The sequence below is a fragment of the Nocardia cyriacigeorgica genome, assembly GCF_010868145.1.
GTDB lineage: Bacteria > Actinomycetota > Actinomycetes > Mycobacteriales > Mycobacteriaceae > Nocardia > Nocardia cyriacigeorgica_D.
This window is the reverse complement of sequence record NZ_JAAGUY010000001.1, coordinates 185,953-208,531: the sequence shown is the minus strand read 5'-3', so window position 1 is coordinate 208,531 and position 22,579 is coordinate 185,953. Positions and strand designations below refer to the sequence as shown.

General features: G+C 69.6%; 3 protein-coding genes. All 3 read right to left on the bottom strand.

Translation table 11 applies throughout. From position 1 onward, the window contains the following. Nucleotides 1-53: 53 nt before the first annotated feature. Genes GV792_RS00780 through GV792_RS00770 form a run of 3 tightly spaced genes read right to left on the bottom strand, consistent with a single transcriptional unit; the run spans nt 54 to nt 22,550 of the window. Nucleotides 54-584, bottom strand: a complete 531-nt coding sequence (locus GV792_RS00780) for a PaaI family thioesterase (RefSeq protein ID WP_163821644.1) — start codon at nt 582-584, stop codon at nt 54-56. Between the two features lie 22 nt (nt 585-606). Continuing rightward, the gene (locus tag GV792_RS29140) at nt 607-11,556 is read right to left on the bottom strand and encodes a type I polyketide synthase (protein WP_163821643.1); all 10,950 of its coding nucleotides are present in this window, start codon (nt 11,554-11,556) and stop codon (nt 607-609) included. Continuing rightward, a complete protein-coding gene (locus GV792_RS00770; RefSeq protein WP_163821642.1) occupies nt 11,553-22,550 on the bottom strand; it encodes a type I polyketide synthase in 10,998 nt (3,665 codons plus the stop codon). Before GV792_RS00770 ends, GV792_RS29140 begins: the two co-directional genes overlap by 4 nt. Nucleotides 22,551-22,579 lie beyond the last annotated feature (29 nt).

Below are 22,579 nucleotides of genomic sequence, written 5' to 3'. Positions count from 1 at the left end.
TCGTGTGGACGACGGTAGGCGGGTGCACGGCTTCGGTGTCGGCACCGGAATGCTTACCGATCCCCGCCCAGGCGCGCGAAGCTTGCGGTCGAGGTGGCGTAGAGCTTGTCGGCGGAGTCGACGAGCCGAGCCTCGGCCGCCGCGGTGCTGCGGCCGACGTGGACCGCGTGGGCGATCGCGCGCAGCGGCCCCTGGTCGGGCGAGATACGCCGGACCATGGTGGTGTTCATGGTGATGGTCGACACCATGGATTTGTCCTCCAGCGACAGATGGACCGCACCCCACATGGCGATATCGAGGGCGGTGGCGACGATGCCGCCGCCGATCACCCCGATGAAATTCACATGCCTCTCGTCCGGGGTGAGACTCAAGGTCATGCGGCCCGGTTCAGCGTCGACGAGCGTGATGTTGAGCAGACGGGCCAGCGGCGGCTGGGCGAGTTCACCGCTGCGCAGCTGTGCCAGCAGTTCTTCCCTCGACAGTCCGAGCAGACCGAGTACGGCGATGGCAGGATCGTCCCATTCCATATGCAGGGTCCGTGCGCCGCCGGAGATTTCGATGGTCGCCACGTCATTGGATGTCATGTTCTTCCTCACTCGATGGTTGTCACGGTGCGGTGATCTGCTGGTCGATGAGCGCAAAGAGCTCATCGACACCCGCCGCCTCCACCGCGGCGCGATCACTGCGAACAGCGGGCGCCGGTTCCGCCACGGCTTCGGACAATGTCGCACGGATTCGCGCGGCCAGCCGTTCCTTGTCCCCGGTGGCGGACAGACTCGCGAAAAGTGTTCGCAGCGCGGCGATCTGCTCGTCGGCGGCGGAGGCCGCCGGAGCCACCTCCAGCCGGGAGCGCAGGAATGTCGCCACCGTGGTCGCGGTCGGATAGTCGAACACCAGTGTCGATGGCAGCTTCGTCCCCGCTGCCTCCGCCAGCCGGTTGCGCAGTTCGACGCTACCGAGCGAATCGAATCCCATGTCATTGAACGGTGTTTCGGGATCGATGGCAGCGGCGGATGGGTACCCGAGCACAGCAGCGGCGTGTTCGCGGACCAGGCCGAGCAGCAGCTCATCGCGCTCTTCGGCCGGCGTCGCGGCAAGCCGTGCGGCCAGTTCGGCGCCGGTGGCACCGGCGCCAGCGGCCCGGCGTGCTCGTACCGGAACCAGGCCGTCGAGCATCTCCGGCAGTAGCCCGGCTCTGGCCTGCGCCGACAGCGCCGTCCGGTCGAATTCGACGCAAGCGGCCACGGCCTCGTCGGCGGCGAGTGCGGCGTCCAGTAAAGCGACACCGGCGGCGGTGTCGAGAACCTTGACACCGGACCGTTCCAGCCGCGTCACGGCCGACCGGTCGAGGGCCCCCGTCATGCCGACGTCCTGATGCCACGGGCCCCATACCACCGAAAGCGCGGGCAGGCCCTCGGCGCGGCGTGCGTGGGCGAGGCCGTCGAGGTACGAGTTCGCCGCAGCGTAGTTACCCTGCCCCGCCGCACCGAACATCGCCGCGATCGAGGAGAACACGACGAAGGCCGCGAGATCGTGGCCGCGAGTCAGTTCGTCTAGATGCGAGGCGCCGTCGACTTTGGGGATGAGAACGCGATCGAGCTGTTCGGGGGTCAGCTTCTCGATGGTGGCGTCGTCCACCAGACCCGCCGAGTGCAGCACCGCCGTCAGCGGATGTTCGGTGCCGATCGACGCCAGCACCGTCGCGACACTCGCCCGGTCACCGATATCGCAGGCGGCCACGCGGGTTTCGGCTCCGGCGGCGGTGAGTTCGGCGGCCAGTTCCGCCGCGCCCGGTGTCGCCGGGCCACGCCGGGACACCAGCAGTAGATGCCGCACACCGTGCGCGGCGACCAGATGGCGGGCCATCACCGCGCCGAGACCAGTGGTGCCACCGGTGATCAGCACCGTGCCGCTGCCGAATGCCGCGCTCGGCTCGGTGGGCTCGGGAGCCCTGCCCTCGACCAGCCGCGGCACGAACATACTGGTATCGCGGACAGCCACCTGTGCCTGCGCCGAGTCGAGCACCCTCCGCACCAGATCGCCGGACAGTTCGCCGTCATGGTCGAGCAGCACGATCCGGCCGGGGTGCTCCGACTGGGCGGAGCGGACCAGACCGGCCACCGCGGCCATGGCGGGGCCCACCGATTCACCGGGCAGCAGCCCCACCGCGCGGCGGGTCGCCACCACCAGGCGGGTGTCCGCCAGCCGCTCGGCGGACAGCCAGGACCGCAGTCCCATCCACGCCGTGCGGACCGAGCTGCGGACAGCGGCGGCGCGTTCGGGTGATGGCATATCCCCCAGATCGGCGAGAGACCAGATGATCACGTCCGGAACCGACTCTGCCGCAACGAGTTCGGCCGTATCGGCGTAGCTGTGGGCGATACCGCCGACCCGGACCGAACCCAAGGTCGCCACCACACCGGCCGCGCCGGGCGAGACGGCGGGCAGCGCCGATTCGATCCATTGCAGATGCAGCGGTGTCGTCCGGCGGCCCGCTGCGCGCGCGCCGGACAGCAGGTCCGCGTCGATCGGGCGAGCGCGGACCGCGTCTACGCTCAATACCGGCGAACCGGAGTGGTCGACGGCCTCGATTCCCAGCTGCCCGCCACTGTGGCGGATCAGCCGGACCCGCACCGCCTCCGTGCCCGAACGCCACAACCGGACGCCGGTGAAGGCGAAGGGCAACGGCAGCTGTCCGGCGGGCAGCTCGTCGATCAACTCCTCGACACCCGCGTGCAGGCAGGCATCGAGCAACGCCGGATGCATTCCGAATGCGGCGGCCGAACCGCGCACCGCGTCATCGAGGGAGACCTCGGCGAAGGTCCGGTCGTCGTGCCGCCATATCCCGGTCACGCCCTGGAAGGCGGGACCGTAGTCGAATCCCAACTGGGCCAGGCGATCGTAGAGCGATCGGTGATCGGGCTGCTCCGCCTCAGCGGGCGGCCAGGCCGGGTCGGGGCGGGCCGGGGTGCTGTTCGCGGCGGCGGCCAGTACGCCGCGCGCATGCAGCACCCAAGGGGTCGGGTCGGTGGAATCCGGTGCGGGCCTGGAGTGGATCGTGAAGGCGCGGCGACCTTCGTCGTCGAGCGCTTCGACGGTCAGTTGCAGTTCGACCGCAGTGGTGCCGTCGAGCACCAGTGGTGCTTCCAGCAGCAATTCCTCGACGGTGTCGAGATCCAGGTGCGCGCCCGCGGCCAACGCCGATTCCACAAAGGCGGCTCCCGGCAGTACGACCGAACCGAACACCGCGTGATCGGCGATCCAAGGCTGGGTGCGTACCGAGAACCGGCCCGTGAACAGCCATTCGTCGCGGCCCGCGAGCTGCACCGCATTCGCCGTGAGCGGATGCCCGAACGTTCCGGTCACCGGTTCGGCGGCGGGCCGCACCCAGAACCGCTGATGCTGGAACGCATAGGTCGGTAGCTGCGCGCGGCCGGTGGCGCGGCCTGCGGCCAGCTGCCGCAGATCTACCGGCAGACCCGCGGTGAGCAGGTGTGCGAGGGCCGAGACGAATTGGACCACCTCGTCGGTCGAGCGTCGCGACGATGCCACTGTCATCGACTTTGCCGCGCCCTCCGAATGTTCGGCGAGACATTCGGTAGTCATCGCGGCGAGCGCCGCATCCGGGCCGACTTCCACGAATCGCCGTACACCCGATGCGCTGAGGGTGTCGACCGATGGTGCGAATCGCACGCATTCGCGCACCTGCGCCACCCAGTACTCCGGGTCGAGCAGCTCGGTACCGGCCGGTGCGCCGGTAACAGTCGAGACGATCGGAATCGACGGCTCCCGATAGGTCAACCCCGTTGCCACGCTACGGAATTCGTCCAACATCGGCTCCATCAGGGCGGAGTGGAACGCATGTGACACCTGGAGCCGGGTGTTCTTGCGACCGGTATCCGTGAGTTGCCCGCCGATCTCGGCGAGAGCGTCCGCGGCACCGGAGAGCACCACCGACGCGGGTCCGTTGACGGCCGCGAGCGATACCCGGCCGTAGTACTCGGCGATGACCGCCGACGCCTCGGCCTCGGTGATCGCCGCGGCCAGCATCGCACCGCCAGGGGGCAGCGCGCCCATCAGCCTGCCCCGCGCGGCCACCAGGGCGCATGCGTCCGGCAGCGACCACACGCCCGCGACGTAGGCCGCCGCGAGTTCACCGATGGAATGTCCGGCCAGCACATCCGGTGCCGCACCGAAGGACGCCAGCAACCGGAACATCGCCACCTCGAAGGCGAACAGTGCGGGCTGGGTCCATTCGGTCCGGCCCAATTCATCCTCGGGGTCGGTGAACATCACCGCACGCAACGACCGTCCGAGCAATGGATCGAACTCCGCGCACACCCCGTCCAATGCCGCCGCGAAGACAGGGAATGCGACCGACAACGCCGCGCCCATACCCTGTCGCTGCGCGCCCTGACCGGTGAACAGGAACGCGGTCGTGCCGATGCGCGGCACGCCTGTCACCACCGACGCCGACGAGGTCCCCGCCGCCAGGGCCGCCAACCCGGCGAGCAGTTCGTCGCGCCCGCTGCCGACCACGACCGCACGCCGATCCAGCAGCGCCCGCGAGTCAAGCAGCGTCCGAACCATCGTCCACGGGTCCGCCTCCGGATGCCCGGCCAGCCAGCTCCGCAATCGGCCCGCCTGCCCGCGCAGGGCATGCTCCGATTTCGCCGATATGACCAGTGGCACTACCTCGGGGTGCGGGCCGGTCGTGGCGGGTTCGGGTTCGGTGATCTGGTCCGGAGCCTGTTCCACGATCACGTGGGCGTTCGTCCCGCTGATCCCGAACGACGACACGCCCGCACGCCGCACCTGTCTACCCGCGGGCCACGGTTCGGCCTCCGTCAGCACTCGCACCGCACCGGCCGACCAATCCACATGTGGTGACAGCGCATCCACATGCAGGGTTCGCGGCAGGGTCTCATGACGCAACGCCTGCACCATCTTGATCACACCGCCGACACCCGATGCCGCCTGGGTGTGGCCGATATTCGATTTCAACGCACCTATCCGCAGTGGCCGGTCCCGATTCTGACCATAGGCGGCGATCAGTGCCTGCGCCTCGATCGGATCCCCGAGGGCCGTACCGGTGCCGTGCGCCTCCACCACGTCGACCTGCGCCGGTTCCAGGCCCGCATCGGCCAGCGCCGCCGCGATCACCCGCTCCTGCGATGGGCCGTTCGGTGCTGTCAGGCCATTGCTCGCGCCGTCCTGGTTGATAGCGGTGCCACGCACAACGGCGAGCACGTTATGACCCAAACGCTGTGCGTCGGACAGTCTTTCCACGACCAGCACGGCGGCGCCTTCGGACCAGGCGACACCGTCGGCGGATGCGGAGAATGCTTTGGACCGGCCGTCCGGCGCCAAACCGCGCTGCCGGGAGAAGTCCACGAACAAGGTCGGCGTCGACATCACTGTCGCGCCACCGACCAGCGCGAGCGAACTCTCTCCCTGCCGCAGGGCGCGACAGGCCACGTGCAGCGCGACCAGCGATGACGAGCAGGCCGTATCGACGGTCAGCGCCGGGCCTTCCAGCCCAAGCGCGTAGGCGACCCGCCCGGACACCACACTGCTCGCGGCACCGGTCGCCAGATACCCCTCGACCTCGGACCCCGCTGCGCGAGCCACGGTCTCGTAATCGGTGTACATCACGCCCGTGTAGACGCCGGTATCGCTGCCCCGCAACGAGGTCGGGTCGATACCGGCATGTTCCAGCGCTTCCCAGGACACCTCGAGCAGCAGGCGCTGCTGTGGGTCCATCGCGATCGCCTCGCGTGGGCCGATGCCGAAGAAGGCCGCATCGAAATCGGCCGCGTTCGTGAGGAATCCGCCTTCCCGGGCGTAGGAGGTACCCGGATGGTCGGGGTCGGGGTGGAACAGGCGATCCAGCGGCCAGTCGCGATCGGCGGGGAATTCGCTGATGGCATCGGTTCCCGAGGACACCAGATCCCACAGCCCGTCCGCGGATTCGACACCGCCGGGATAACGGCAGGCCATACCGACGATCGCGATCGGTTCGTCGGCGCGCGCCCGGCGGCGAACCCCGCCGGTGTTCGCCGCGGAACCGGCGACCCTGGTCCGCAGGTACGCGGCCAGTGCCGACGATGTCGGATAGTCGAAGGCGAGGGTGGAGGGCAGCCGCAAGGAGGTGGCCTCGGCGAGGCGGTTGCGGAACTCCACCGCGCCGAGCGAGTCGAATCCCAGTTCGCTGAATGCCTTGTCGGCGTCGATCAATTCGCCCGATGGGTGCCCGAGCACCGCGGCGACCTGGTCGCGTACGAAGGCCAGCACGATCCCGTCGTGTTTGTCCGGCGTCGCCGCCGCGAGCCGCCGGGCGAGGTCACCACCGCCTTCGGAGCGCCGCGCCGCGGGCACCAGTGCCCGCAGCAGCGGGGCGAGCAGACCGGCGCGCGCCTGCACGGACAACGCGGCCGTATCGGCATCGATCGCGGCAGTGCACGGCCGGCCCGTACCCACTGCCAGATCGAACAGGGCGAGCCCATCGGTGTGGGCCAAGGGGCGAACACCCATCCGGGACAGGCGTGCCAGGTCCGCCGCACCCAGTTCCGCTGTCATCCCACCGGCCGGGCTCCATGGCCCCCAGGCCACCGATGTCACCGGGAGTCCGGCGGCCGCGCGGTGGCGCGCCAAGGCGTCGAGCACCGAGTTCGCCGACGCGTAATTGCCCTGGCCGGGCGAGCCGAGGATTCCGGCGATCGAGGAGAACAGGATGAAGGCCGACAGATTCTGATCGAGTGTGAGCTCGTGCAGGTGCAGCGCCGCATCGGCCTTGGCGGCGAGTACCCGGTCGATCTGGTCGGGTGTGAGCGTTTCGATGGTGCCGTCGGCGAGGATGCCTGCCGCGTGCACCACGGCCGTCAGTCCTGGTCCGTCGGCGATGTCGTCGAGCAGGCGTGCGACGGCGGCGCGATCGCTCACATCGCATGCGAGCACCCGCGTTCGTGCCCCGTGTTCGGCCAGTTCGGCCACCAGAGCGGCCACGCCGCCGGCTTGTTCGCCGCGCCGGGACACCAGCACCAGATCACGCGCACCGTGCGCCTCGGCCAGGTGTCGGGCCACCAGTGCACCGAGCCCGCCGGTGCCGCCGGTGATCAGTACCGTGCCGGAACCGATCCCGAAGTCCGGCGCGGGCGCGGGCGCGTCGGATCGGGTCAGCCGCGGGACGAGCAGTGCGCCAGCACGGACCGCGAACTGCGCTTCGTCGGCGTCCAGGGCTGCCGACACCACGTCGGGTGTCACCGCACTGTCGATATCGCTGTCGATCAACAGGATTCGCCCTGGGTGCTCCGACTGTGCGCTGCGCAGCAGTCCCAGTGCCGCCGCGGCGGCCGGAGCGGGGGTTTCACCCGGCAGACCGGCCGCACCGCGCGTCACGACGACCAGCCGGGTGTCCTGGGTGGCGGGGGCGCGCAGCCATGCGCGAATGATCGTCAACGCCGTGTGGACACTGCTGTGCACCGACTCGGGGGTGCTCGATGCCGTCGCGCCGATCTCGTCGGCGAACCACACCACCGCGTCGAAACGCGAAGGTTCGGCGGCGGCATCGGTAGCGGTACCGTCTGCGACGGCAGCGGCGGTCGCGGCAACTGCGGCGGAACCGGTAGGTCTGACGGCGCCTGCGGCGGGACCGCGTTCGGCGATGGCCTCGAGCACAGCGCCCGGATCCGGGTAGGTATCGCCGAACCCAGGCGCCGATGACGAGCCCGCGGCGGCGAATCGCCGCGCCGACGAGCCGCCGCGAGCTCCGGATTCGACTGGTATCCAGCTGATCTCATAGAGCCGACGGCGGTCCGCGGAGCGGTCATCGCGCAGCGCCCGGCTGCTCACCGGACGCGCTCGCAATGTATCGACGGTCAAAACCGGCGCACCGGACGCGTCGACGGTTTCCAGCCGCATGCCGTCAGACCCGTTGCGGCGCAGCCGAACTCGAACCGCCGCCGCACCGGGCCGGAACAATCGGACGCCATTGAACGAGAACGGCAGCGGCACGTGGTCCGGGGGCAGGTCGGTGGTCATTGCGGGAACGGCGGCGTGCAGGGCGGCGTCCAGCAGGGCGGGATGGATACCGAACCGAGCGGCGTCGGTTCCGGTGTCGGCGGCCATGCTCACCTCGGCGACGAGGTCATCACCGTCCTGCCATCGCTGACGCACGCCCTGGAACGCAGGTCCGTAACCGAGCCCGAGCGCGGCCAATTCGTCGTACAGCGATGAACCGGAGGCGGCATAGTCCGGTGCCGGGAGTTCGGCGCCGGTGTCGGGCGGGTCGATCTCCCCAACCGGCGCGAGAATGCCGTGCGCGTGCGTGATGTCGGATTCCTCGCCGGTCCCGGCATCGGTTACCCGCGACGCGACGACGAATCGTCGCCGCCCGCCCGCCTCCGGCGCTTCGACGCGGATCTGAACGGCGGCCTCGGCTCCCTCGTCCAATCGCAATGGCGATTCCAGTACCAGTTCGTCGACGACCTCGGCGCCCACCCGTGCTCCGACGGCCAGTGCCAGCTCCACGAATCCGGTGCCGGGGAAGAGCACTCCGTCGAAGACCGTGTGATCGGCGATCCAGGACTGCGATCGGGTGGAGAGGCTTCCGGTGAACAGCCACTCGTCCTTGCCCGCGACCGAGATCGCGGCGCCGAGCAGCGGGTGTTCGAGCGGGAGCAGTCCGGCACGGCGCACATCTCCCTGGTCGCCGCCGGCAGGCAGCCAGTACCGCGCACGCTGGAACGCATAGGTCGGCAGGGCGATGCGTTGCGGCGACCGGCTCTCGAAGACGGGCCGCCAATCCACGGTGAGTCCCGCGGCGAACGCGGTGGCCAGGAAGGCGGTGAACTGGGTGGACTCATCGGTGCCGCGCCGCGCCGTCGCGGCGACCACGGAGCGCGCGTCGATATCGGGTTCCTCGGCCAGGCATCGGCGGGTCATCGCCGCCAGGACGGCATCCGGACCGAGTTCAAGGAAGCGGCGCACGCCGGAGTCGGTCAGTGCCCGGATTCCCGGCGCGAACCGCACAGCCGAGCGGACCTGGCGCACCCAGTACTCCGGATCGGTCAGTTCTTGTTCGGCGGGCTCGCCGGTCACGTTGGAGATGATCGGTAGCGTCGGCATCCGATAGGTCAATCCTGCTGCCACCGAACGGAACTCCGCGAGCATCGGTTCCATCCTTGCGGAATGGAAGGCATGGCTGACCCGCAGCCGCGTCGTCTTGTGTCCGCGCTCGCCGAGCAGCCGTTCGATGTCATCGACGACCTCCGTATCGCCCGACAGCACGATCGCGGACGGGCCGTTCACCGCCGCGACCGACACCCGGCCGTCGTGATCGCGTACCAGAGCGTTCGCCTCGTCCTCGGCGATCGAGACCGCGAGCATCGCCCCACCCGTGGGCAAGGCCCCCATCAACCGCCCGCGGGCCGCCACCAGGGCACAGGCATCGGGCAGCGACCAGACTCCAGCGACGTACGCCGCCACCAGTTCACCGATGGAATGCCCGAGCAGCACATCGGCGGTCACGCCGAACGATTCGACCAGCCGATACAGCGCCACCTCGAACGCGAACAGCGCGGGCTGGGTGAACTCCGTCCGGTCCAGCAACGCCGTATCGTCAGCGAACATCACCTCTCGCAACGACGGTGCAGCGCCCCGGCCCGGCACCGCGTCGAACTGGGCGCACACCTCGTCCAGCGCCGCCGCGAAAACCGGAAACGCCGCATACAGCTCCCGACCCATCCCCGGCCGTTGCGCGCCCTGGCCGGTGAAGAGGAAGGCTGTGCGGCCGGTGCCGACCACGCCACGAACCACACCGCTGCGATCGGCGGGCGACTCGTCGGCCAGGGCCGCCAGACCGGCCACCAGCTCGGCCCGGTCGCGGCCCACCACCGCACCGCGCCAGTCCAGCCGGGCCCGGGCGGTCGACAGCGTATGCGCCACATCCCAGATATCGGCGTCGGGATCGCTCATCAGCCGCTGCCGCAGGCGATCCGCCTGCGCCCGCAATGCCGCTGCCGATTTCGCCGAGACGAGCCATGGCACGACATCCTGGACTGTTGCCGGCGTCGCGGTGCCCGGCCCCCGGACCGTGAGCGGTTCCGCCGCTGTCGCGCGCGGCGCGTCCGCTTCCGAGCCCTGCTGTTCCGCAACGACCGGATCAGCGGGTGATTCCTCGAGTACGAGATGCGCGTTGGTGCCGCTGGCGCCGAACGAGGACACGCTGGTCCGGCGTACCCGCTCCCCCGCCGACCACGGCTGAGCCTCGGTCAGCAACCGCACCGTACCCGCCGACCAATCCACATGCGGCGTCGGCGCATCCACATGCAACGTCTTCGGCAACACACCATGCCGCATCGCCTGCACCATCTTGATCACACCACCCACACCGGCAGCAGCCGACGTGTGACCGATATTCGACTTCAGCGAACCGAGCCACAGCGGTGTATCCCGTTCCCGCCCATACGCCGAGATCAGCGCCCGCGCCTCGATCGGATCGCCGAGCATGGTGCCCGTACCGTGCGCCTCGACGGCGTCCACGTCCGCCGGGCTCAGCCCCGCGCTGGCCAGTGCTTGCGCGATCACGCGTTCCTGGGACGGGCCGTTCGGTGCGGTCAGGCCCTTGCTCGCACCATCTTGGTTCACGGCGCTACCCCGGATGACGGCGAGCACCGTGTGCCCGAGCCTGCGCGCGTCCGACAGCCGCTCCAGCACCAGCACCCCGAGCCCTTCGGCGAAGCCGGTGCCGTCGGCCGCCGCCGCGAACGCTTTGCAGCGGGCATCGGGTGCGAGTCCCTGCTGGCGCGCGAACGCGATCAGCAGCGCCGGATCTGACATCACCGTGACACCACCGGCCAACGCCAGTGTCGCCTCACCCTGCCGCAATGCCTGACACGCCAGATGCACCGCGACCAGCGATGACGAGCAGGCGGTATCCACCGACATCGCCGGGCCCTTGAAACCGAGCGTGTAGGAGACCCGCCCCGCAACCACACAGTTCGCCACACCCATGTAGACGTGGCCTTCCGCCTCGGCCGACAGAGCCGGGGACCCTACACGCGGACCGTAATGCTGGTGGATGACCCCGGTGAAGACCCCGGTCTCGCTGCCGCGCAACGACACCGGATCGATGCCCGCATCCTCGATCGCCTCCCAGGACGCCTCCAGCATCAACCGCTGCTGCGGATCCATCACCGCCGCCTCGCGCGGCCCGATACCGAAGAAGCCCGCGTCGAACTCGGCGGCCGAATACAGGAATCCGCCCTCGCGCGTGTAGACGGTGTTCGGGACTCCCGGATCGGGGTCGTACAGCCGCTCCAGATCCCAGCCACGGTCGGTCGGGAATCCGCCCACCGCATCGGTGCCGGAAGCGACCAGATCCCACAGCTGTGCCGGATTCTCCACACCGCCCGGATAGCGGCAGCTCATGCCGACGATCGCGATCGGTTCCCGCGCCCGCTCCTCGAGGTCCTGGATGTGCTTGTTGGCGGAGCGCAGATCTCCGGTGACCTTCCGCAGGTACCGGGTGAGGCGTTCCTCGTTGTCAGTGCTCATGGCCGGCCAAACTCCTCATCGATCAGGTCGAACAGCTCGTCGGTGGAATGCGCGGCGAGATCGTCGTATTCGTCGGTCCGCCCGCTGTCTCCGAGGTGGGATCGCAGCCGGTCACCGAGGGCGAGCAGTGTGGTGACCGTGGCGTCGTCGTCGCCCGCGGTGGCGAGGACGTGGTCGAGCATTGCGGCGAGACGATCGAGGTCGCCGGGTGCCGCGGCGGCGGTGGACGGCGCCGTTTCGACCGTCGCGGCCAATTGCTCGTGCAGGTAACCCGCCAGATCGGCCACTGTCGGGTAGTCGAAAACGATCGTCGAGGGCAATTGCAGACCGGTGGCTTTCGACAACCGGTTGCGGAACTCCACACCACCGAGCGAGTCGAAGCCGATCTCGTCGAATCCCTTGTCGGAGCGGATCTCTTCGGCCGATGAGTACCCGAGTACGGCGGCGGCGTGTTCGAGAACCAGGTCGAGCACGGCCCGCTCCCGTTTCACGACGGGCACCGTGGTCAGGTCGAACCCTTGTGCTCGCCGACCCGGCCCGTTGGCCGGTTCGGTACGCGGGACGAGCCCACGCAGCAGGGCGGGAATGACACCCGCCCGTGCCTCCCGGCGCAGGGCGTGCACATCGAAGGACACCGGGACCAGCACCGCAGGGCCCCTCGGGTCCGCCGCGCTGCCCGCGACAGCGTCGAACAGCCGCAGGCCGTCGGGATGCGACAGTGGGCGCAGGCCCAGCCGAGCCAGCCGCGCCACCGCCGCCTCGTCCAGGTGATCGGTCATACCGCCCGATCCCGTGCCGGTTTGTGCCCATGGCCCCCACGCGAGCGCCATGGCGGGCAAACCCTCGGTCCGGCGGCGGGCTGCCAGTGCGTCGAGGAAGGCATTGGCGGCGGCGTAATTCGCCTGCCCGGCGGGCCCGAGCACCCCGGTGATCGAGGAGAAGAGAACGAAGGCGGAGAGATCCAGCTGTCGCGTCGCCTCGTGCAGATGCCAGGCCGCATCGACCTTCGGCGCGAGCACCTGGTGCAACCGCTTCGCGCTGAGAGTGCCGATCGTGGCGTCGTCGAGAACACCAGCCGCATGGACCACGCCCGTCAAGGGCCGTTCGGCGGGGATCGAATCCAGCAGCGCCCTGACCGCCGCGCGTTCGGTGACATCGCACGCCGCGATGCGGACATGTGCGCCGAGTTCACTCAGTTCCGTCGCCAATTCCTTCGCACCACTGGCTTTCTCACCACTGCGGGAGACGAGCAGCAACCGCCGGACATCGTGTTCGGTGACCAGATGCCGGGCCAGTACCGCGCCGAGCCCACCGGTGCCTCCGGTGACGAGCACGGTGCCGGAACCGAACGTCGGGCGCCGCTCGCCGGATACCGTCGCGGGCGCCAGCCGTGGCGCGAGCATGGTGTCGCCGCGAACGGCGACGTTCGGCTCGCCGGTGGCCAGCACTCGCAACACCGCATCGGCCGATAGCGGCTGCTCGGTGTCGGAGAGCTGCCAGTCCAGCAGGACGATCCGACCGGGATGTTCGGTTTGCGCGCTGCGGACCAGGCCGGAGACGGCGGCGGCGGCGAGGTTCGGTGTCTCGCCGGGTAGTGCGGCGCCGTTATGGGTGACGACGACGAGCTGCGCGGACTCCATGGCGCCCAGCTCCAACCACTTCTGGAGCAACCGCAACGTCGAACGCGTCTGCTCGTGCACCGCGGCGGTGATATCGCCGTCGCCCGCGAGCGCCTGCGCGGCGACCGACCACACCACCACCTCCGCTCGCGCATCCGCGGACCCGGCCAGGGTGGTGAGATCTGGATATCGCTCCCGCGCATCGGACACCGGGACCGAACCCAGTGCCGCGACCACACGCCGCGTGGGATCGGCGGGAAGGGCGGCCAGGTGCGTCCACTGCGTCTCGTATACCCCGGCGTCCCCACCCACCGTTGAACCGCGCAGCTGGGAGACGTCGTAGGACCGCATGACGACCTCGTCGAAGGACAGCACCGGATTACCCGCGGCATCCATCGCCGCGATGGCGAGGGCGTCCTCGCCCTTCGACACGGCGATCACCCGCAGTCTCTCCGGCCGCACGCTGCCATGGAATCGTGCACCGCCCCAGCGGAAGAGCAGTTTGCCGATCTCCGGATCGCCACCGTGTTCCGGCCACATCAGACACGCGAGCCCGGCGTGGCCGACCGCGTCCATCAAGCCCGGATGCAGCGTGAAGCCGCCCGGGTCGATGGACTCGTCGAGGGCGACCTCGGCGAAGACGGTGTCGCCGCGCCGCCAGGCCCGTTCGGTACTGCGGAACGAACCGCTGTATTCCAGACCCGACGCGGCCTCGATATGCCGGGGGATCCATTCCGGATCGACCGATTCGGCATCGCTCGGCGGCCACGGCTCGGCACGGAGCCGGTCCAGCAGCGGTTCGGTCGCTGGTCGCTCGCCGGACAGGATGCCGCTGGCATTGCGGACCCAGCTGTCGTCACCGTCACCGGCGATCCGATAGTGGAAGGTGAAATGCCGTCGGCCCGTCTCGTCGGCCCGGTCGACGAGCACCTGCAATTCGAGCGCACCCTCCTCGGGTGGCAGGACCGGAGCCTCCAGGGTCAGCTCCTCCAGGCCCGCGCAGCCCAACCGAGGCGCCGCGACCAGCAGCATCTCCACCAGCGCCGTACTCGGCGCCACCAGCACGCCATAGCTTGTGTGGTCCGCGAGCCACGGATGACTCCGGCGCGCGAGGGTGCCGGTGAGCATCCATTCACCGGTGCCCGCCAGCGGCACCGCACCGGTCAGTACCGGATGACCCGTCGCGCTTCGAATTACCTCGGCCATCGGTTCCAACCAGTACCGACGATGCTGGAACGCGTAGGTGGGCAATGGCACCCGGCTGACCGGGCGATCACCGAACAGCGGCGCCCAGTCCACCGGCGAGCCCGAGACACCGGCCCACGACAGTGCCGAGACGAATTGGCCGGGTTCGTCGGTGGCCCGCCGGGCGGCCGCGATCACCGTCGATCTCGCCTCGATATCCGGCGTCGCGGCCAGGCACTGCCGGACCATCGCGGCCAGCACCGCATCCGGGCCGAGTTCAACGAATCGCCGCACGCCCGAGGCGATCATGGTGTCCACCCCTGGCGCGAACCGCACGCACGCACGCACATGCGCGACCCAGTAGCCCGGATCGCACAGCTCATCGCCGACCCGGGTGCCCGACACATTGGACACGATCGGCAGCGACGGCTCATGGTAGGTCACGCTCTCGACCACCGTGCGGAACTCATCGAGCATGGGCTCCATGAGCGGCGAATGGAAGGCATGGCTGACCCGCAACCGGGAGGTCTGCACACCCTCGAGGACGAAGGCCGCGGCGAGGGCGTCGATCGCGGCTTCCGCGCCCGACAGCACCACCGATCCCGGACCGTTCACCGCCGCCACCGACACCTGCCCGACGTGCTCTCGGCCGATATCCGCCATCACCGCGAGCGCGCGTTCCTCCGACACCGCCACCGCCACCATGGCTCCGCCCGTGGGCAGCGCGCCCATCAGCCGACCCCGTGCCGCGACCACTCTGCACGCGTCCGGCAGTGACCACACCCCGGCCACATAGGCGGCCGCAAGCTCGCCGATCGAATGACCGATCACCAGATCCGGTGTGATACCGAAGGATTCGAGCAGCCGGAACATCGCCGCCTCGAAGGCGAACAGCGCGGGCTGCGTCCATTCGGTCCGGTCCAGTGTGGTCGAGCCGCCGGAGTTCTCCGCGTCGAACATCACGTCCTTCAGCGAAACGCCGAGCACCGGATCGAATTCGGCGCACACCTCGTCCAGCGCGGCGGCGAAGGCCGGGAACGCGCGGTACAGCTGCGCACCCATACCTGGTCGCTGCGCGCCCTGGCCGGTGAACAGGAATGCCGTCTTCCCCGCGTCCGCGACCGCTTCGATGGTGCCCGGCGCACCCACGGCCAGCGCGGCCAGACCGGCCAGTAGCTCGTCTCGGTCACGGCCGGTGGCCGCACCGCGCCAATCCAATCGGGCCCGTGCCGTCGCCAGCGTGTGCGCGATGTCCATGACATCCAGATCGGGTTCGCCGATCAGATATTGCCGCAGCCGATCCGCCTGCGCGCGTAGGCCCGCTTCGGTGCTCGCGGACACCACCCAGGCGAAGGCGACGCCGGTTCGCGGTTCGTCCTCGGGTTGCGGCGGCGCCGGTTCCCGTTGCGCTGGCGCCTCCTCCAGGATGACGTGGGCGTTGGTGCCACTCACACCGAACGACGACACCCCTGCCCGGCGTTTGCGGTCACCCATCGGCCACGGGTGGGCCGCGGTCAAGAGTTCGACATCGCCCGCCGACCAGTCCACATGTGGGCTTGGCAGCTCCGCGTGCAGTGTCTTCGGCTGGGTTTCATAGCGCATGGCCTGGATCATCTTGATCACCCCGGCCACACCGGCCGCGGCGACGGTATGCCCGATATTCGATTTGACCGTCCCGATCCGCAGCGGTCGGCCCGCGCGGTCACGCCCGTAGGCGGCGATCAACGCTTGGGCTTCGATCGGATCTCCCAGTGTCGTCCCGGTTCCGTGCGCCTCGACAACGTCGATATCCGAGGGCCGCAGGCCCGCGTTCGCCAGTGCCGCCGCGATCAGTCGTTCCTGCGAGGGACCGTTCGGCGCGGTCAAACCGTTGCTTGCGCCGTCCTGATTCACGGCCGTTCCGCGCACCAGGCCGAGTACCCGGTGGCCGAGCCTGCGGGCATCGGAGAGCCGCTCCAGCACCAGGACACCGACGCCCTCGGCGAAGGCGACGCCGTCGGCCGCGGCCGAGAACGCCTTGCACCGGCCGTCGGGGGACAGCCCGCGCTGACGGGCGAAGTCGACGTAGAGGTGCGGGGTGGCCGCGACCGTCACACCGCCCGCCAACGTCAGTGAACTTTCCCCCTGGCGAAGCGCCTGGCAGGCCAGATGCACAGCGACCAGAGACGATGAGCACGCGGTGTCCACTGTGACCGCGGGCCCTTCGAGCCCGAGGACGTAGGCCACCCGCCCGGACAGCACGCTACTAGTGGTACCGGTGAGCCGGTAGCCCTCCAGATCGCCGCCCACCCGTTCGGCGTACCCCGAGTAGCCCGCCCCGGCGTACACACCGGTGTCGGTGCCGCGCAGGGACATCGGGTCGATATTCGCCTGTTCCAGTGCCTCCCAGGACACCTCGAGCAGTAGACGCTGTTGCGGATCCATGGCCGAGGCCTCCCGTGGGCCGAGGCCGAAGAAACCGGCATCGAAATCGGCGGCACCCCCGAGGAACCCACCGCGACGGGTGTACACCGTGCCCGGCGCGTCCGGGTCCGGGTCGAACAGCCGGTCGAGATCCCAGCCCCGATCGGACGGGAATTCACCGGTCGCATCGGTGCCCGCGGTGATGAGATCCCACAGCTGGTCCGGCGATTCGACACCGCCGGGGAACCGGCAGGCCATCCCGACGATGGCGATGGGCTCATCCGCCCGCACCCGCCGCACGGTCTTCCCGGTCGGCGCGGCCACCGGCGGCGCGAGCTTCGACAGCACCAGCGCCGCCACCGCCGCCGGGGTGGGATGGTCGAACACCAGCGTGGACGGCAGTTGCACACCGGTCGTCTTGCTCAGCCGATTACGGAACTCCACCCCGCCGAGCGAATCGAAGCCGATCTCGTCGAAGCGCTGATCGGGCCGGATGTCCTCGCCCGAATCATGTCCGAGCACCGCGGCCGCCTGGGCCCGCACCATGTCCAGCACGATCTCACCGCGTTGTGCCTCCGGTACCCCGGCCAGCCGACCATGCGCGGGCACCGGCGCCGATTGCGCCACCCGCATAGGCCGCCGGACGAATCCACGCAGCACCGCGGGCACCGCGTCGATATCGGAGGCACGGCGCAAGACACCCGGATCGAATCGAATCGGCACCACATGGGCTCGGCCCCTGGCCAATGCCGCATCGAACAGGCGCAGACCTTCGCCCTCCTCTAGCTGTCCCAAACCCAGCCGCTGCCAGCGCGCGACGGCGGCACGATCCAGGGCGCCGGTCATCCCGCTGCGCTGCTCCCACGGCCCCCATGCCAGCGAGATCGCGGTCTGCCCGGCCGCTCGCCGCCGTGCCGTCAAGGCGTCCAGGAACCCGTTCGCCGCGGCGTAATTGGCCTGCCCGGCCGACCCGAGCACCGTGGCGAGCGAGGAGAACACCACGAACGCCGCGAGATCACGGTCCCTGGTCAGTTCGTCGAGGTACCAGGCACCGTCCACCTTCGGCGCGAGCACCCGCTCGGTCTGCTCGGCGGTCAGCGATGCCGCGGTCGCGTCGTCCAGTACACCGGCCGCGTGCACGACACCGGTCAGACCGCCGTCGGACTCGATCGCGTCCAACAGGTTTCGCAGCGCGTCGCGGTCGGTGACATCGCAGGCCACCACCTCGACGCCGGCGCCGAGCCGGGTCAGCTCGGCGATCAGCTCGGTCGCACCGGAGGATTCGAGGCCGCGCCGAGAGGTCAGCGTCAGCCTGCGCACCCCGTGTTCGGCTACCAGATGCCGGGCCAGCAAGGCACCGAGACCGCCGGTGCCCCCGGTGATCAGGACGGTTCCTTCTCCGAATGATGTTGTGCGGCCTGTATTTACCAATTCACGTCGGCGAACCGCACCACCGGCAACGCTGTGCGGGCCTGGCCGATCGGTGAGCGCACCATCAGGCTCCTCCGGCAGACGCACCAACCGCGGCACCAGCACGGACGCGTCCCGGACCGCGAGCTGCGGCTCCGCCAGCAACACCACGTCCGCGAGCCGATCGGCGTCCAGGGGATTCGCCGGATCCTCGTCCACCATCGTGAACCGATCCGGATGCTCCGACTGCGCGCTGCGCATCAGACCCCATACCGCCGCGGCGGCGGCGTGCGGAACCGCACCGGGCAGCTCCACCCCTCCTGCCGTCAGCACCACGAGCCGAGCGTTCGCCGAGCGCTCCTCAGCGAGCCACGACCGCACCACGTTCAGCGTTTCGTGCACCGCCTGCCGGACGCCCGCCGGATCATCGGTGCACGGCTCGGGCCGCCACACCACCGCTTCGGGAACGCTGTCACCGGCGACGACCTCCGCCACCGACGCGTGCGCCGTGGTGATCCCTGCGACAATCGTGCCGCCGAGTACCGATATCGACGGTCCCGGCCGGTGTTCGGACGCCGCCGCGGCGGGCTCCCAGCGCACTTCGTACAGCCCGGCATCGTCACCCGAGAGGGCGCCGCGGAATTCCTTGACGTCGTAGGGGCGCATGACCACCGCGTCGACGGACACGATCGGCGTGCCGTCCGGGTCGACCGCCGCGGCGGAGACCGTATCCGCACCTGTCGCGACCGCGATGACCCGCAGCTCGGTCTGTCCGGCCGGTGCGGGCTTGTGCAGACGCACACCGCCCCAGCGGAACAGCAGCCAGCCGGTCTCGGGATCGGCATCCTCCCCGCGCCACATCACCCGGGACAGACCCGCGTGCATGACCAGATCGAGCAGCGCAGGATGCAGGTCGTACCGTCCGGGTTCGGGTGCGGCGTCGGTGTTCAGCACGACCTCGGAGAAGACGGTGTCGTCGCGCTGCCAGGCTGCCCGCACACCGAGGAAGGCGGGACCGAATTCCAGTCCGGTGTCCTTGGCGATCCGGTCCGGAAGTGCTGTGGCGTCGATGACCTCCGCATCGGCGGGTGGCCATTGCTCCTCGCGCAGTCGCGACACCAGATCGTCGTCATCGTCGCGTCCGGCCGCGAGTGCGCCGGTGGCGTTGTGCACCCATTCGGCGTCGGGTGAGGTGCGGAAGTAGATCTCGAATCGGCGGTGCCCCGAGTCATCGGGTGCCTGCACCAGTACCTGGAGGTCCACCTCGTCATCGGCGCCGGGCAGGATCGGCGCCTGCAAGGTGAGTTCCTCGACCGTCCGGCAACCGATGCGGCCCGCCGCGACGAGCAGGAACTCGATCAGCGCCACAGCGGGTACCACCACCACACCGTAGGTCTGATGATCGGCGATCCACGGATGGGTGCGCAGCGAGAACCGGCCGGTGAACAGCCACTCGTCGGTACCCGCCAGGCCCACGACGCCGGTCAGGATCGGATGGTCCGCAGCGGCCGAGGTGCCGGGCGGGGTCGAGGGCAGCCAGAAGCGCTTGCGTTGGAACGGATAGGTGGGCAGGGCAATCCGGCGCGCTGTCCGGCCCGCGAACAGCGGCTCCCAGTCGACAGGCGTACCCGCCACATGGACCTGCGCCAGCGAGGTGACGGACTGTCGCACCTCATCGGCCGATCGGCGGGTCAGCGCGGCCACCCGGGTCGCCGCCTCCGGCGTCGATTCGGCCGCCAGGCAGTCCCTGGTCATCGCCGCGAGCACCGCATCCGGCCCCACCTCGAGAAACCGCCGCACCCCCGCCTCGACCAGAGTGGCGACACCCGGCGCGAACCGCACGCAGCCGCGCACCTGGCGCACCCAGTAGTCCGGGTCGGTCAGCTCGTCACCGCCGAACACACCGGATACGTTCGACACGATCGGTACGGTGGGCCGCCGGTAGTCGAGTGATTCCGCCACGGAACGGAATTCGTGCAGCATGGGCTCCATCCGCGCCGAATGGAAGGCGTGGCTGACGCGCAGCCGGGTGGTCTTCACCCCCTCGGCGGACAATTGCCGCTCGATCTCGGCGATGGCGTCGTCATCGCCGGACAGCACGGTCGAGGACGGACCGTTGACCGCCGCGACCGACACCCGATCGCCCGAGCCCGCGACGAGAGCGGCAGCACGGCGCTCCTCGACCGCCACCGCGAGCATCGCCCCGCCTCTCGGCAACGCGCCCATCAAGCGGCCGCGTGCCGTCACCAGCGCGCACGCATCCGCCAGCGACCAGACACCCGCCACATGGGCCGCCGCCAATTCCCCGATCGAATGTCCGATCAAGACATCAGGCACGACGCCGAACGACTCCACCAATCGGAACGCCGCCACTTCGAAGGCGAACAGCGCGGGCTGGGTGAATTCCGTCCGGGCCAACACCTCGTCGGGCCCATCGAACATCAACGCCCGCAACGACCGTCCGAGCCGTGGATCGATGTGCGCACACACCTCGTCCAATGCCGTCGCGAACGCAGGGAACGCCGCGTACAGCCCGGCCCCCATCCCCGCGCGCTGGGCACCCTGACCGGTGAACAGCAACGCGGTCTTGCCCGCGCTCGCCGCCGCCTCGATGGCGCCCGGTCCATCTGCCGCAAGCTCGGCCAGCCCCGCGAGCACCTCGTCCCGGTCCCGGCCGATGACCGCGCCCCGCCGATCCAGCAGCGCCCGCGAGGTTGTGAGTGAATACGCCACATCCCATACGCTCGCCGCCGGATCGTCCAGCAGCCTCTGTCGCAGCCGATCCGCCTGCGCCCGCAACGCATCCTCGGTTCTGGCCGACAGCACCAGTGCGGCTACATCCGGTGTGCCAGGCGCGGCACCTGCCCCCTCTCGCGCGGAATCCGGCGTGCCATGCAATGAGTCCGCCGCACCCGGCGTGGTGGTGCCCGATGTATCGGGCCCCCCGACCGGCCCCGGCTGATCGCCGGGCCGCGTAGCGACCGCATCGCCGGAAGCCTCTTCGAGAATCAGGTGCGCATTGGTGCCGCTGGCCCCGAACGACGACACACCCGCCCGTCGCGGCCGCTCCCCCGCCAGCCACGGCTGAGCCTCGGTCAGCAACCGCACCGTACCCGCCGACCAATCCACATGCGGCGTCGGCGCATCCACATGCAACGTCTTCGGCAACACACCATGCCGCATCGCCTGCACCATCTTGATCACACCACCCACACCGGCAGCCGCCGACGTGTGACCGATATTCGACTTCAGCGAACCGAGGCCGAGCGGGGCGCCTTCCCGGCGTCCGCCGTAGACACCGATCAAGGCCCGCGCCTCGATCGGATCACCGAGCATGGTGCCCGTACCGTGCGCCTCGACCGCGTCCACATCCCAGGGATCCAGCCCGGCATTGGCCAACGCCTGCCGGATGACTCGTTCCTGCGACGGACCGTTGGGCGCGGTCAGGCCATTGCTCGCGCCGTCCTGATTGATCGCGCTGCCACGAATCACCGCCAGCACGGTGTGGCCGAGCCGTCGCGCGTCGGACAATCGTTCCAGCACCAGCACCCCGAGCCCCTCGGAGAACCCGGTGCCGTCCGCGGCCGCCGCGAATGCCTTGCATCGTCCGTCGGTGGACATCGCCCGTTGGCGGGCGAACGCGATCGGTAGCGAGGGATCCGACATCACCGTCACACCGCCCGCCAGCGCGAGCGTGGTGTCCCCCTGCCGCAAGGCCTGACATGCCAGATGCACAGCGACCAAGGAGGACGAGCACGCGGTGTCCACCGAGATGGCCGGCCCCTTGAAACCGAGCGTGTAGGCGATCCGGCCGGACAGCACACTGTCCGAACCACCGAGGTAGGCATGGCCTTCGGTCTCGGCGCTGATCTCCGGGGAGCCCACCCGCGGCCCGTAGTACTGGTGGATGACACCGGCGAACACACCGGTCTCGCTGCCGCGCAACGACACCGGATCGATACCGGCATCCTCGAGCGCCTCCCACGACGCCTCCAGCAGCATCCGCTGCTGTGGATCCATCGCGGCCGCCTCACGGGGGCCGATGCCGAAGAAGGCCGCGTCGAAATCGCCGATGGCGTCCAGGAATCCACCCGCACGGGTGTAGACCGTGCCCGGTACATCCGGGTCCGGGTCGTACAGCCGCTCCAGATCCCACCCCCGATCAGCGGGGTAGTCGCCGATGGCGTCGACACCATCGGCGGCCACTCGCCACAGGTCATCGGCCGATCGCACGCCACCCGGATAGCGGCAGGCCATACCGACGATGGCGACCGGTTCCCGTAACCGGTCGGTGAGCGCGCGGAGTTGTTGTTTGGTCTCGTACAGCTCCTTCGCGGTCTTCTTGAGGTACCGGCGCAGTTCGTCGTTATCGGCCATCGGTGGGGCTCCTGATCGTGCTGATTCAG